Source organism: Flavobacterium sp. FlaQc-28 (assembly GCF_044007415.1).
Lineage (GTDB): Bacteria > Bacteroidota > Bacteroidia > Flavobacteriales > Flavobacteriaceae > Flavobacterium.
In genome coordinates this window covers 97314-112106 of sequence record NZ_JBIPCM010000002.1, presented here as the reverse complement: position 1 = coordinate 112106, position 14793 = coordinate 97314, and the positions used below count along the sequence as shown (strand labels likewise).

The window sequence follows — 14793 nt, the reverse complement described above, 5'->3', positions numbered from 1 at the left end:
TACATAAGTTGTTATCCAAGTATAATATGTGGTATTTAAAAATATAGATAAATTATGAAAATTGGCTATGCAAGAGTTTCTACAACTGAGCAAGATATTTCCTCGCAAATTTACTTATTAAAAGAGGCCGGTTGTGAAAAGATATATACCGATCACGCCACTGGTATAAATGATAATAGACCTGGTTTCCAAGATATGATTTCAATATTAAGGAAAGGTGATATCATCATAATCTACAAAACAGATCGTCTTTTTCGGTCACTGAGAAATATGGTAGATTTAATCGAAAAATTTAAAGATTTAGGAGTAACTTTTAAAAGCTTGAGTGAACCAGAATTTGATCTAACTTCACCTAATGGAAAATTTATACTTCAAATTTTTGGTGCTGTAGCTGAATTTGAAAGAAATTTAATTAGTGAACGTACTAAAATTGGGCTGGAAGCGGCAAGACGACGCAACAAATCTTTAGGCAGACCCAAAGGGATTAAGCCATCTACTAAAATTAAATATGAAACAGCGCTATACTTCTATAATTCCAAACATATTCCAATCGAAACAGCCTGTAAAAATGCAGGTATAAGCAAAACAACATTTTATAGAGTTGATTTATTTTATAAAAATCTGGAAAAAAAATCAGCTCCAACTAAGAAAAATGAAGATAAACAATAGCACTGCAATCTAAGAACTAATAGCAAAAAAATGGATTTAGCTTATTTAAAAAAGAAAATACATATTACTCGCAAGATTATTATATTATCATATTAATTCTATCAAATTCTTCAATAGTTTTATAACCTAGATGTGAATGCCTTCTTTTCTTATTGTACCAATTTTCAATGTATTCGTATACTTGTTCTCTCAACTGTTTTCTTGACGGTAGTTTATTTCCAGTAAGCAATTCAGCTTTGAAATAACTAAAAAAGCTTTCACAAACTGCATTATCATTATGATCTTCTCTTCGACTCATACTTCTTATAACAAATTTATAAGAGTCTAGCGTATTGGTAAACAATTTATTAGCATATTGAACACCTCTATCGGAATGAAATATTAATTCTTTAGTAATTTTTCTATTATTGACGGCCATTTTCAAAGCGGGCAAAGTTGTTTCTTTAGTGCTCATTCTTGTACTTAAATTCCATCCTATGATTTTCCTATCAAATAAATCCATTACAATGGTAAGATACAAAAAGCCTTTTGTAGTTTGTATGTATGTTATATCTGAAACCCAAGCTTTAGCAGACTCCATAACTGTAAATTCTCTATTTAAAATATTTGGAACTACATAATGATTATGAAATGAATCGGTTGTGACCTTGTATTTTCTTTTAATTTTTCTGCGTAGACCCAACATTCTCATGTATTTTTTTACTGAAGAGTTTTTTATTTTAAATCCTCTACTTTGAAGCTCTCTTGTAATTTTGAAGCATCCGTATCTTCGCTTAAATTCATAATAAATAGATGCAATTTCTTTCTTTAATAAAATAACTCTAGCTTCTGTATCTGTAAGTTCCTGTTTTTTTGTTCTGTAATACGTAGTTTCTGACACTTCTAATACAGCTAACATTTTTGCAATTGAAAATTCTGATTTATTATTTTCAATGAAATTTTTAGTCATTATTTTTCCTTGTGAAACATATTTGGTTCCTCTTTTTAATATCTCGAACGTAATTTTCGAATTTTCAACTTTTCTTTTAAGCTCTCTAATGACAGCTTGTTCCGTAGTTAAATTAGGGTTACCAGCACCTGGAAAACTTCTTTCTCCAAATTTTTCAAAGTCTTTTCGCCATTTGTACAAATTATCCGAACTTATTCCCAACTCTCTTGCAAGACACGCTAGTTGTCCTTTACCTCGCTCATAACTTAATTTAACTGCATTCACTTTGAAAGTACGCTCGTATGTTTTCATACTATAAATTTAATAATGAATGTTATCCTATTTTTGATTTTCGAAATATTCAGATATTTTTTCTTGCATTTGCTTTTTTGTAATACGCATTTTTGAATCAATCAACTCAGATTTAAGCGAATTAAAAGAGTCTCCAGATATAGTATTATCAGAACGATTTTCCTTCCTATCCATACTTCGTCTAATAAATTTATAAGAGTCTAGTTTATTACTAAAAATTCTGCTAGCGTATTGACTACTTGAATGAGAATGAAATATCAATCCTTTCATCACTTTTCTATTTTTAACAGCCATTTCCCACACAGGAAGAGTAGTCTCTTTAACAGTCAATCCATTACTTAAATTCCATCCAATAATTTTCCTGTCAAATAAATCCATAATAATTGTTAAGAATAAAAATCCATTGGATGTTTTTAATCTAATTATCCCTGAAACCCATACTTTAGAAGGTTCTTCAACCGTAGATTGCTGGTTTAAAATATCAGGAAACTTGTAAGGATTGTAAATCGAAGTCGTTTTAAGTCGAAGATTTCTTCTAATCTTACTAACTAATCCTAGATTCCTCATATGAATACACACTTGACCTGTTTTTATTTTAAACCCTCGACTTTGCAATTCTGCAGCAATTTTCGGACCACCATAAAGTTCTTTGTATTCATAAAATATGGAAATTATTTCTTCTTTTAATATTTGAGTTTGACGTTTTGTAGGAGTAAGTAGCTGATTCTTCCATTTCTTATATGCTATAACAGATGTCCCTAAAACATTACACATTTTTGAAATTGCATACTTGTCAGAATGGTCTTTAATAAATTGAAAAATGGCAATTTTTCCTCCGGAAGTATATTTGCTTACATTTTTGAAGATTTCAATTTTAAGTTCTGTGTTTTTAAGCTCTTTTTTAAGCTTTCTTTTTTGTTCGCAAAATCTTTTTTGTTCATCATTTAATCTTGTGTAGCCATGACCACAAAAACTTGCTTCTCCAAATTCGCGAAGTTCTTTTCTCCATCGGATTATAAGCGACGGCGATATTCCAAGTTCTCTTGCGCCTATGTAGCAACCTATTTGATATCCTAATTGGACTGCCTTTTCTTTAAAGTTGCGATCGTAAACTCTACTGCCTTTTTTCATTTCCTAAAGTTCAGATTCTATTACGTGAATTTAAGAAATATAATGTCATAAAATATTAATAAAAAAAGATATTAAATAAATCAAATTAAGAGCATACATCAAATATAAACTATACTCTTTGTTCTCCAACTATTATATAGTATGCGTCATTATTTTATCTTTTTTATAATACTTGATACGATAATAAGTTGTCAATCTAGATGATTTAATAATAGGTATTTTTACGTATGAGATAGTAAAATGTAATTAGTATGTTTGAAGTAAAATCAAAATTATGTACATTCAAGCAGATTCCAGCCGAAATAATCAAAATGCTCAAAATTTTAAATATATTCAAATAGCAGAATTAATCGCTTGCAAAGTGAACAGCAATATTCCAGAAGCATTAGGGTTAAGTTTGATATTTGATGGCAGTTCAGTTAACACAAGGCAACACTCTGAACATGATTATTTCCCTAAACACACAAAAATATTATCTGAGTTAATAAATGAAATTTTAGTACTCGATAAGAAATTTGAGGATCGTGATGATTATTTAATTTTACTTCTAAAGTTTATGAAAGATAACATCTTAAATAACCACGATAAAAAAATTGTAAAAGAAATGTTTTTCAACTTTTATTTAAATGATTTCTTTGATGATATTTCTGCAACATTTTTAAGGGATAAATTAAATTATTATCTTAAATAATAATGCACAAAAAAAGAATCTTGATGAAAAACCTCTAATAAACACTTTATAATAAATAAATGAGCAATACGAGTACTCCAAAGTTTTTAAAAAATAATCCAATCGGAGAAGATTTATTTGAAGGAAAATCACAAGATAAAATTGCAGATATACTATCAAAAGTTATCAAAGAAGAAAAATTTCAAATAATTGGAATCGATGGAACTTGGGGATCAGGAAAAAGTAATCTAGTAGCCATCATAAATAAGAAACTAACTGATCACGTTTTTTTTATATATGATGTTTGGGGACATCAGGAAGATGATCAGCGAAAATCTATTTTAGTAGAACTAACAGATTTCATTTCAAGCAATGAAAACAAACTAGTCTGCAATAAAAAAAAATGGAGAGGAAAATTAAAGAGATTACTTTCAAAAGAGAAAGAAGTTACAACCACTAATACACCACATTTAAGCATTGGCTTTATCCTTACTTTAGTAATGATTATTTATGTGCCAACAATCAATACGTTTGCAAAATCTAATAAAGATTTCTACGGAATAGAAAATTGGATTTGGAAAATTACTATTATTTTATTCCCTGTTTTTTTAATTTTTATAATCTATATTTTAAAAGTTTTCAATCACATTCTCTTTAAAAACAATAAGTGGAAATCTTTCAAAATTGCTTTTCAGGAGACATTTCAAATCTATAATAATAAACAAGTAGATGAAACAAAAACTGAAACAATCTCCGAAAATGAACCTTCTGTAAAAGATTTCAGAAATTGGATGAAAGAAATTGATTTAGATCTTGGGGAAAAAAAACTTATCTTAGTTTTTGACAACTTTGATCGTTTACCAAAAAAAAATATTTTAAGTATTTGGTCCTCAATTCACATTTTCTTTGCTGAAGATCAGTATAAAAACATAAAGGTTATCATCCCATTTGACAGGTTACATATAAAAAATGCTTTTAGTGACTTAAATGGAAACAGTAAAAATGACTTTGCAAATGATTATATAAATAAAACATTTGATTTAGTGTATAGAGTCTCTCTTCCTATATTATCTGACTGGAAAACTTTTTTTAAGGCAAGATGGGTAGAAGCGTTTACTGTAATTGATGAAAATGAATATTTAAGAGTAGAACAAATATATGAAACTTACAGAACAACTATTACTCCGAGAGAAATGATTTCTTGCATTAACGAGATAGTTTCTATAAAATTATTAGATTATAGTGTTCCTGAACGATTTATAGCTCTTTTTGTCTTGAATAAAGATATTATAATAGAAGACCCATTGAAAGCCATTACAAACCCAGAATTCCTTAGAGGCCTTTCCTATTTATATATAGATGATCCTAACTTTCAAAAATATATCACTGCATTAGCTTATCAAATAAATCCTGAAATTGCTCTAGAAGTAGCATATAAAAAACAATTAAAAGAATCATTAGTAAATAAAAATATTGAAAAATTTCAAGAAATTTCAAAAACTGATATTTTCCATAAAATTATAATAACAGCTCTAAATGAAATTGAGAATCTTGAAAATCCAATTATAACCCTGGATTCCCTTACTGATGATGGAAAAATAAGTGGTGTCGAAAAACAACAAGTGTGGAACACCATCTATTTAAAGATTAGATATTTAACTAATGACAAGTCAGTAGTTCTGGAATATCAAAAAATCGTTATAAAAAATATAGACATAAATGAAGCAAGAAAATGGGTATTGTCAATTATATCTCAATTAAGAACAAATGAAAATTTTTCTCCTTTTGAATATTCTAAAACGATAGACGATATCGAATCTTACTTCAAAACAAATAATATAAGTATTGATGTTTTTGAAATAATTCGCAATGTAACTACTAAAGAAACTGAACCAGACCTATTTCTAAAATTAGTAAGTGAAAAAAAATCTGATTATAAAAAATACAATGTGTCAGTAGAAAATAGCAAGTTAAATGAGACACTAAAGACGCTAACAACTATTAATCTAGAAAGTGTCGACTACCTACAGTACCTTAGTCAAGACTATAAATTGGATAAATTCATTGAAGAATTAAAAGATAGAATTGTTGCAGATGTACATGAATTGCAAACTGTAGCCATTCTTCTTCAAAGGCTAAAGCAAATTTCGAGTAAACCACTTCCTATAGAATTGGAAGATAAAGATATTCATAACTTATTTACGGAGTGTCAAATAAAATCAGACGTATATTATGATTTAATAGCAATGAGGCTTTCAAAATTAAATAGTTTTGCTTCAACATATGACAGTGTTTTTAATGATGTCCTTGACTCTAATGATGATGAACTAGTTGAACAAATTACATCAAGAATAGAGTATTTCATTAACTATGATGATTTTTTAATTGGTTCTAAAAACTTTACGACATCAAGTTTATTCAAGAATGTTGCAAGAAAATTAATCACAAGTAATCATGAAGATTCTAGATTAGAACTTCATTCATTATTAATGAATTTTGAAACTATTTGCGAAAATATTGAGATTGATTCGGACATATTCTTAAATCATTTAGACGAATTTGATTTTGATCATTTAGAACCGTCCTTTATAAAAGACTATCCGCTCTGTCTTATGGAGACAGTTGTAAAAAACAATTCTAATTTAGGGTTGAAACTTCTAAATTTAGCAAATCAATATCTTAATTCATTAAATCAACAAGAATGGTCAATTGTATTCAGTAATTTCAAGGAATATAACTACAATTTATTAAAAATCATTCATTTTAATAAATGGAACAGTTTTTCATCTGAAGCATTAAAAGAAACCTTAATTAATGCAATTATAACTAAGAATTTAAACAAAGATATAGTTGAATGGCAATATTTGTTTTCTAGCTTTAAAAAGAGCAATTTAAGCTTAAAAAATACTTTTAAAGAGATAAGGGATAAATTATATAACGATAGTAGTTTGGTTACTAAAGATTTATTCAGCCTGTTATTAAGTGAATTTATTGAATATTCTACTTTTAGTGACAAACCGGGGGACTCATTTAGAACCTTTTTTAAAGTTGAATTTCTAAATGATGGCACTTTAATTGAAAAATTTATTATGCATTCACAAGAAATCAAAAAACTTATGAAAAACTCATCTCATGATGAAGTTTCCGATTTTAAAATTGGCATCCAAGACAGAATGGAAAATAATGACTCCATTAAAAATTTAGCAAACGCCTTGGACATAAAATTACCAACCAAAAAATAGCTTTTATTAAAATAAAAAAATCCTGCTTATTGAGCAGGATTTTTTATAAATTTTAGATTATTAAGAAAATTGACTAATTTGACAAAACTAACAGAGTCTATTGCGAATTTCATTCGTAATCTCAAAGAAAATCATAACGTATTATTTTAGGTGGATTTTCATTAAAATCTTTTTCTGCCTCTAAAAGATCATAATTGCTTTGGAGATTTAAAAAATGTTTCGCTGTACCTCCAAAAACAATAGCCAGTTTTAAAGCCATATTTGGCGTTATAGAAGTATGTCCATTAATAATATTAGACATGTTAGAGCGAGTAGTATCAAGTAATCTAGCAATTTTACTAATTGATAATTTTCTACCTTCTACCAACTCCATTCGTAAAATGTAACCTGGATGGATATTTGTCATTTTCTTTTCCATAAGTCATTTATAGTAATAGAGAATCAAAAATTCATTCGATATAAATTTACAAAAAAGAAGTTTTCAAATCTTTGAAGTAGAAAAACAATTATCATATTGATATTTAAAACTTTCTAATTAATTATAAGAAGAAAACAATAATTATCTCAAAATTGCGTAAATTATTATCAGTATCATTTTAAAACCAATAATCTCAACGTAAAACCATCAATCTCATTTTATGTGAAATTTGACAATTGACATAAGTTAAGTTAAAATTATAATTTAGTATGATGTGCTCGTCGTAATGTAAGTAAACTTGCAAACAAGCACCCAAAAAGATTATCACTTACTTAAACAAAATTATCATTTACTAGTGTAATTTATCATTTACTAATGTAATTGACAAAAATACTTGGAACACGTTTTGCGAGCATCGTTTTACCAGCTCCAGGCGGGCCAATTAAAATAATATTATGCCCTCCTGCCGCTGCAATTTCCATACAGCGTTTTATACTTTCCTGCCCGCGAACATCAGAAAAATCATGTTCAGGAAAATCTAGTGTTTTGTAAAACTCTTCTCGAGTATCAATTACTGTTGGTTCAAGAGTACCTTTTCCACCAAAAAAATCAATTATTTCTTGTAAATTAGAAACACCATAAACATCTAAACCAGCAACAATTGCTGCTTCTTTTACATTTTGAATGGGCAGAAAAAAGCCTTTATATCCTTCTTCTTTTGCTTTTATAGCAATTGGCAAAGCGCCCCCAATAGGCTGTAAACTTCCGTCAAGAGAAAGTTCACCCATAATAATATACTGTTCAATTTCCGGCGCTTTTATCTGATCTGAACCAACCAAAATCCCTATTGCCAGTGGTAAATCGTATGCAGAACCTTCTTTACGAAGATCGGCGGGCGCCATATTTATTGTGATTCTTTTTCCAGGTAAGCTTAATCCATTGTTTTTAAGCGCTGCTGCAATTCTAAAACTGCTTTCTTTAATTGCATTATCAGGAAGACCAACTAAATGATAACCAATTCCTTTATCCATATGCACTTCGATCGTAATCGTTGTTGCTTCCACTCCAAAAACAGCACTTCCATAAACTTTTACCAGCATAATATCTTTAATGAAAAGTAAAAGTATTTAATTTAATTGAAAACCCTTTATTTTTTGTAAATATTTTATTACATAATTTTCAAACTGTTACTTTAACCGATCCAGTTATTAATTTCTACCTAACAAAAAAACACTTTTTAAATTTTACACTTGGTTAAATACTAATAATTGTTATTTTTATGAAAAATTAGCCTTATTATCCATGAAAAAAACCTTACTCCTACTCTTTTTGAGCATGTTTTTAACAAAAATACATGCCCAAGATTATTTCCCTGTTAATGAAAGTGTACATAACAAAATTAAAAACTACACAGTATTCACAAATGCAACGATTTATGTAACTCCAACGCAAAAAATCGAAAAAGGAACCTTACTCATTCAAGACGGTAAAGTTGTTGCCGTTGGAAATACAATTTCGATTCCTAAAAACAGTATTACAATTGATCTTACAGGAAAAACAATTTATCCTTCCTTTATTGATATTTATACTTCGTTTGGGGTCGAAAAACCAAAATCCAACTTGACCCGAGGACGTGATCGCAGTCCTTTGTATGACACCAAAAAAACGGGCTATTACTGGAACGAAAGTATACTTCCAGAAGTAAACTCATACGAAACTTTTAAGTACGACCAGCCTAAAGCCGAAGAATTATTAAAAGCAGGTTTTGGAGTTGTTGGAACCCATATTCCAGATGGAGTTGCTCAAGGAACTGGCGCTTTGGTTGCTTTAAACAATACTGAAAACAGCAAACAAATTATTGCCAATAAATTGACCAACCATTTTGCCTTTACCAGAAGTGCTCTGACCAATCAAGCTTACCCAAGCTCGCTTATGGGTATGATGGCATTATTGCGTCAAATGTATTTAGATTTGGATTGGTACAAAAAAGGAAATTCTGAAACCAAAGATTTATCATTAGAAGCATTGGCAAACAATGAAAAACTAGTTCAAATTTTTGCTTCAGAAGACAAATTAAATAGCTTAAGAGCATCAAAAATTGCCAAAGAATTTGGTTTAAACTATATTCTAAAAGGAAGTGGTAATGAATTTGAACGAATAGAAGAAATTAAAAACACAAATGCTAAATTTATTATCCCGATAAGTTTTCCAGAAGCATATGATGTCACAAATCCTTATTTATCCAATCAGATTGAACTGGCTGATATGCGTTTTTGGAATCAAGCTCCAACGAACTTAAAAGTACTTTCGGACAACGGAATTGTTTTTGCCTTGACTACAGACAAGCTAAAAAAAATAGAAGATTTTAAACCCAATCTTTTAAAAGCAATTAAATATGGTTTTGATAAAACAAAAGCATTAGAAGCACTAACTACAATTCCTGCAGCAATTTTAGGAAAAAGCAATGAAGTTGGAAGTTTGAAAACAGGCAGTTATGCCAATTTCATTATTACTTCTGGAGAAGTTTTTGACGAAAAAACAATCTTATTTGAAAACTGGGTTCAAGGAAATAAATTTATAGTAACCGATATTAATGCAAAAGATATTCGCGGCAATTATGATTTAACTATTGGAAAGGACAGCTACAAATGGAAAATTAACGGAACTGCCGATAGTCCTAAATCTGAAATAACAACCGTTGATACCAAAAAACTAAAAACAACTTTTGCCGTTTCTAAAAATTGGATTTCTCTAGTTATTAAACCAGCAGATTCTACTAAATCTACTTTTACACGTTTAACAGGATTTATTGAAAAACCTGAAAGTTTGTCTGGAAAAGCGGTTTTATCTAATGGAGATGAATTAGTTTGGAATGCAGTAAAAACAAGTCCATTTGTTACTGTAAAAGATTCAGCTAAAGTAGAGAAACCTAATAGTGTTATCCCTGTAACGTATCCTAATATTGCTTTTGGAGATGCTAAAAAACAAACTGCTCAAACTTTATTGTTTAAAAATGCTACCGTTTGGACGAATGAAAAAGATGGGATTCTAACAGAAACTGACGTTTTAATAAAAAATGGAAAAATCGCTGCTGTTGGTAAAAATCTCTCTGATGCTTCTGCAACTATTATTGATGCAAAAGGCAAGCATATTACAAGCGGTATTATCGACGAGCACTCACATATTGCCATTTCAAAAGGTGTGAATGAGAGCGGACATAATTCTACTGCAGAAGTTACCATTCAAGATGTTGTAAACTCTGAAGACATTAATATTTACAGAGATCTTGCAGGAGGTGTAACCATTTCGCAATTATTACACGGATCAGCAAACCCTATTGGTGGTCGTTCTGCGATTGTAAAATGGAAATGGGGATCTTCTCCAGACGAAATGTTATATAAAAATCAGCCTAAGTTTATCAAATTTGCCTTGGGAGAAAATGTAAAACAAGCCAATTGGGGAATTGATAATCCTACTCGTTTTCCACAAACCAGAATGGGAGTTGAACAAGTTTTTACCGATTATTTTCAGCTTGCAAAAGAATACGATGAAAACTGGAAAAAATTCAATACCGGTTCTAAAAAAGGAAAAGCACCAAGAGTTGACTTAGAATTACAGACCATTGCAGAGATTTTAAATAAAGAACGTTTTATTACGTGCCACTCTTACGTAGAATCTGAAATTTTAATGTTAATGAATGTTACCGAAAAATTTAATTTCAAGGTAAATACATTTACCCATATTCTTGAAGGTTACAAAGTTGCTGATAAAATGAAAGAGCACGGTGTTGGCGCTTCGACGTTCTCTGACTGGTGGGCTTATAAATTTGAAGTAAATGATGCCATTCCGTTTAACGGACCAATTATGCACAATGAAGGATTAGTAGTTGCTTACAACTCAGATGATGCGGAAATGTCGCGAAGATTGAATCAAGAAGCTGCAAAAGCAGTTAAATACGGGAATATTTCTGAAGAAGAAGCTTGGAAGTTTGTAACTCTAAATCCTGCTAAATTATTACACATTGATGATAAAGTAGGAAGTTTAAAAGTAGGTAAAGATGCAGATGTTGTATTATGGAGCGAAAATCCATTATCTATTTATGCAAAAGCAGAAAAAACAATCATTGAAGGAGTTGTCTATTTTGATCTTGAAAAAGATGCACAAAAACAGTTGGCAATTACAAAAGAAAGAAATGAATTGATTGGACAAATGCTGCAAGAAAAAAACAAAGGAAACAGCACACAGCAGCCAACACGAAAAGAAAAAAAAGAATATCACTGTGACACTTTAGAACAGTTATAAAACTTTTAAAAATTTCAAAATAATAAAAAAAGACAACATGATACATCAATATATTTATAAACTGCTGCCTGTTTTTTTTGCTTCTGTTTCAATATATGCACAGCAAATTCCGTCACCAAAACAAACTAAATCTGTTTTGATTTTAAATGCCACTGCACATTTAGGCAATGGTAACGTAATTCAAAATAGTGCTATTGGGTTTAAAGACGGGAAAATTACCTTGGTGGCAGATGCAACAACTATCAGATTAGCTGCCAACGCTTATGATACTACTATCGATGCCAGTGGGAAGCACGTTTACCCAGGTTTTATAGCAGCAAACACCACCTTAGGATTAGTCGAAATTGATGCTGTAAAATCATCAGACGATCAAGAAGAAATTGGGAGTTTTAATCCGAATGTAAGAAGCATTATTGCTTATAATTCAGAATCTAAGGTTGTTGAAACCGTTCGTCCAAATGGCATTTTAATCGCACAGGTTACACCGAGAGGCGGCAGGATTTCAGGAACGTCTTCTATTGTTCAATTAGATGCTTGGAGCTGGCAGGATGCTATTGTAAAAGAGAATGACGGAATTCATCTTAATTTTCCATCTAGTTTTAAAAGATCTGGTTCATGGTTTGAACCCAGACTAATTGAAGCCAATAAAGATTATCCTAAACAAGCCGAAGAAATAAATGCATTTTTAATAAATGCTAAAGTCTACAATCAAGGTTCGAGTAAAGAAAGAAATATTGTTCTTGAAGCTACAAAAGGGCTTTTTGATGGAACACAAACGCTTTATATTCATGCAGATGAAGAAAAACAAATTGTAGATGCTATTCAATTAGCAGTTGACAATCAAATTAAAAAGATCGTTATTGTTGGAGGATTTGAAGCTTACAAAGCAGCTGATGCATTGCAAAAATACAACGTGGGTGTTTTATTAAGACGTGTACACGACATGCCTACAAGCGATGATCAAGATGTAAACCTGCCCTATAAAATGGCCAAAATCTTAACGGACAAAGGTATTGTAGTAGGATTAGAAAACAGCGGTGATCATGAACGTATGAGTGTAAGAAACCTTCCGTTTTTAGCAGGAACTTGCGCCGCTTTTGGTTTAGATAAAGAAAAAGCTGTACAGCTCATAACTTTAAACACAGCAAAGTTACTTGGTATTGATACTAGCTGCGGAACATTAGAATCAGGTAAAGATGCAACTTTATTTATCTCCGAAGGTGATGCACTGGATATGAGAACAAATAAATTAACGAGCGCTTTTATTCAAGGAAGAACTATTATTTTAGAAACTTTCCAAACCAAATTAAACGATAAATTTAAGACAAAGTTCAATCAGAAATAAACCTTTAGTTATTTCCAAAAGAAGGCATCATTTGAATAATTCATCTGATGCCTTTTTTATTTACAAATAAAACCGATTTTTCAACATTTTTCAATTATTTACGTATAGTTACTCTTAAAAACAAAACTATTCTTACGTTTTTTTGTTAACAAAACTCACAAACAGTATAAATCACTTTCCAACGATTAACAAATTGTAAATTTTAAGTTTATTTTAAGAAATAGATTTAAAATTATAGGGGTCAAAATGAAAATTTAATAAAAATAAAACAGTTGCCCCTATTTTTTTATGGGGTATTGAATGATTTTATACTTTTATCAAAAATTTTAAAACTAAATAACTATGCGAAAAATTATTTTAAGTGTGATTCTTATCACTATTTTAGTACTAACCTTTATATCAAATTTTATCATAGCAGATAATCCAATTCCTGCAGAAGCGGTAAAGTTTGACACGGGAGATACTGCCTGGATGATCGTTGCGACGGCGTTTGTATTGTTAATGACTCCTGGATTAGGTTTTTTCTATGGCGGAATGGTAGGTAAGAAAAACGTTATCAGCACAATGCTTCAAAGTTTTATGGCAATGGTAATAGTTACAATTCTATGGGTTGTGGTTGCCTTTGGATTAGCTTTTGGTCCTTCAATCGGAGGAATCATCGGAAATCCATCATACAACTTATTCTTTGAAGGTGTTGGAACCAGCACAGCATGGAGCCTTGCACCAACAATTCCGTTTATGTTATTCGCATTATTTCAGGCAAAATTTGCAATCATTACACCTGCCTTAATTACTGGTGCATTTGCAGAACGTGTACGTTTTTGGGCTTACTTGTTATTTATGGTTTTATTTATCATTTTCATATATTCTCCTTTAGCTCATATGACATGGCATCCTGATGGAATTTTCTTTAAAATGGGAGTTCTTGACTTTGCAGGAGGAACAGTTGTACATATGAGTGCAGGCTGGGCAGCTCTTGCTGGAGCAATCTTTTTAGGAAAAAGAAAAGTTCAAAAAGTTAATCCTGCCAGAATTACTTATGTATTGCTAGGAACTGGTTTATTATGGTTTGGATGGTTTGGTTTTAATGCTGGATCAGCTTTAGGAGCTAATGGTTTAGCCGTACAAGCTTTAGGAACAACAACTGTTGCCGCTGCCGCTGCCGCTATGGCTTGGGTTTTCTTAGATAAAATTTTAGGTCACAAATTATCTGCCCTTGGAGCTTGTATAGGAGCAGTTGTAGGTCTTGTTGCTATTACACCTGCAGCTGGTTTCGTAAGTATATCTCACGCTATTTTTATTGGTGCATTTGCTGCCATTGTAAGTAACCTTGTAGTAAGCAAATTCCCTAAAGGAAAAATTGACGACGCTCTTGATGTATTTGCTTGTCACGGTGTTGGTGGTATGGTAGGTATGCTGTTAACTGGAGTGTTTGCTTCAAAAGCTATCAACCCAGCTGTTGGAGATAATCAAGGTTTAGTTTTTGGAACGCCAACATTGTTTATCAACCAATTAACAGCATTAGTAGTGGTATCGATCTTTGCCTTTGTTGCTTCTTACGCATTATTCTTTATCGTAAATAAAATTACTCCTCTAAGAGTTACTGAAGAAAAAGAAGAGTTAGGATTAGATATCTCTCAACACGGAGAGTTTTTATAAGAATCAATTTCCCCTTTTGCCTTTAAATAAAAAAGCACTCTAGATTTAAATTTAGAGTGCTTTTTGTTTGAATTAATATTTTATTTAGTCCTTAGTGATTAGTCACTTTACCATCTA

The 14793-nt window shown here is 30.7% G+C and carries 9 protein-coding genes and 1 pseudogene; 6 read left to right on the top strand and 4 right to left on the bottom strand.

Translation table 11 applies throughout. The features are described 5' to 3' along the window. Nucleotides 1-54: 54 nt before the first annotated feature. Nucleotides 55-669 (top strand): recombinase family protein, encoded by a 615-nt coding sequence (locus ACHRVL_RS06340; protein WP_395411220.1) that lies wholly within the window; start codon nt 55-57, stop codon nt 667-669. A gap of 79 nt (nt 670-748) precedes the next feature. Here ACHRVL_RS06340 and ACHRVL_RS06335 read toward each other — a convergent pair whose 3' ends face one another. Both ACHRVL_RS06335 and ACHRVL_RS06330 read right to left on the bottom strand, forming a co-directional pair. Next, entirely contained in the window at nt 749-1909 is a 1161-nt protein-coding gene (locus ACHRVL_RS06335; RefSeq protein WP_395411218.1) for an IS3 family transposase, read from the bottom strand. A 27-nt stretch (nt 1910-1936) separates the two neighbouring features. Then, nucleotides 1937-3040 (bottom strand): IS3 family transposase, encoded by a 1104-nt coding sequence (locus tag ACHRVL_RS06330; protein ID WP_395411217.1) that lies wholly within the window; start codon nt 3038-3040, stop codon nt 1937-1939. 274 nt (nt 3041-3314) lie between these two features. Between ACHRVL_RS06330 and ACHRVL_RS06325 the strand changes: the two genes are divergently transcribed. After that, entirely contained in the window at nt 3315-3731 is a 417-nt protein-coding gene (locus ACHRVL_RS06325; protein ID WP_395411214.1) for a hypothetical protein, read from the top strand. Nucleotides 3732-3790: 59 nt separating this feature from the next. Then, complete coding sequence (locus ACHRVL_RS06320) at nt 3791-6952, top strand: P-loop NTPase fold protein (RefSeq protein WP_395411212.1); 3162 nt, start codon at nt 3791-3793, stop codon at nt 6950-6952. 121 nt (nt 6953-7073) lie between these two features. On the opposite strand, the gene ACHRVL_RS06315 is transcribed toward ACHRVL_RS06320, so the two are convergent. Both ACHRVL_RS06315 and ACHRVL_RS06310 read right to left on the bottom strand, forming a co-directional pair. After that, nucleotides 7074-7370, bottom strand: coding sequence for a HigA family addiction module antitoxin (locus ACHRVL_RS06315; RefSeq protein WP_395411210.1), 297 nt, complete (start codon nt 7368-7370; stop codon nt 7074-7076). A 389-nt stretch (nt 7371-7759) separates the two neighbouring features. Further along, nucleotides 7760-8470: pseudogene (locus ACHRVL_RS06310) on the bottom strand (magnesium chelatase domain-containing protein); the annotation flags it as partial. 202 nt (nt 8471-8672) lie between these two features. Here ACHRVL_RS06310 and ACHRVL_RS06305 point away from each other — a divergent pair. The 3 genes from ACHRVL_RS06305 (at nt 8673) to ACHRVL_RS06295 (ending at nt 14676) form a co-directional block, all read left to right on the top strand. Beyond that, nucleotides 8673-11672 (top strand): amidohydrolase family protein, encoded by a 3000-nt coding sequence (locus tag ACHRVL_RS06305; RefSeq protein WP_395411209.1) that lies wholly within the window; start codon nt 8673-8675, stop codon nt 11670-11672. Nucleotides 11673-11709: 37 nt separating this feature from the next. After that, nucleotides 11710-13017 carry an amidohydrolase family protein gene (locus ACHRVL_RS06300; protein ID WP_395411208.1) on the top strand — a complete coding sequence of 436 codons (1308 nt, stop codon included), beginning with the start codon at nt 11710-11712 and terminating at the stop codon, nt 13015-13017. 342 nt (nt 13018-13359) lie between these two features. Beyond that, the gene (locus ACHRVL_RS06295; protein WP_395411206.1) at nt 13360-14676 is read left to right on the top strand and encodes an ammonium transporter; all 1317 of its coding nucleotides are present in this window, start codon (nt 13360-13362) and stop codon (nt 14674-14676) included. Nucleotides 14677-14793: the final 117 nt, after the last annotated feature.

What these genes read in the sequence shown, in the direction of transcription:
- ACHRVL_RS06295 (WP_395411206.1), top strand. Translation starts at nt 13,360, where the DNA reads ATGCGAAAAATTATTTTAAGTGTGATTCTTATCACTATTTTAGTACTA.
- ACHRVL_RS06325 (WP_395411214.1), top strand. Translation starts at nt 3,315, where the DNA reads ATGTACATTCAAGCAGATTCCAGCCGAAATAATCAAAATGCTCAAAAT.
- ACHRVL_RS06305 (WP_395411209.1), top strand. Translation starts at nt 8,673, where the DNA reads ATGAAAAAAACCTTACTCCTACTCTTTTTGAGCATGTTTTTAACAAAA.
- ACHRVL_RS06335 (WP_395411218.1), bottom strand. Translation starts at nt 1,909, where the DNA reads ATGAAAACATACGAGCGTACTTTCAAAGTGAATGCAGTTAAATTAAGT.
- ACHRVL_RS06315 (WP_395411210.1), bottom strand. Translation starts at nt 7,370, where the DNA reads ATGGAAAAGAAAATGACAAATATCCATCCAGGTTACATTTTACGAATG.
- ACHRVL_RS06320 (WP_395411212.1), top strand. Translation starts at nt 3,791, where the DNA reads ATGAGCAATACGAGTACTCCAAAGTTTTTAAAAAATAATCCAATCGGA.
- ACHRVL_RS06300 (WP_395411208.1), top strand. Translation starts at nt 11,710, where the DNA reads ATGATACATCAATATATTTATAAACTGCTGCCTGTTTTTTTTGCTTCT.
- ACHRVL_RS06330 (WP_395411217.1), bottom strand. Translation starts at nt 3,040, where the DNA reads ATGAAAAAAGGCAGTAGAGTTTACGATCGCAACTTTAAAGAAAAGGCA.
- ACHRVL_RS06340 (WP_395411220.1), top strand. Translation starts at nt 55, where the DNA reads ATGAAAATTGGCTATGCAAGAGTTTCTACAACTGAGCAAGATATTTCC.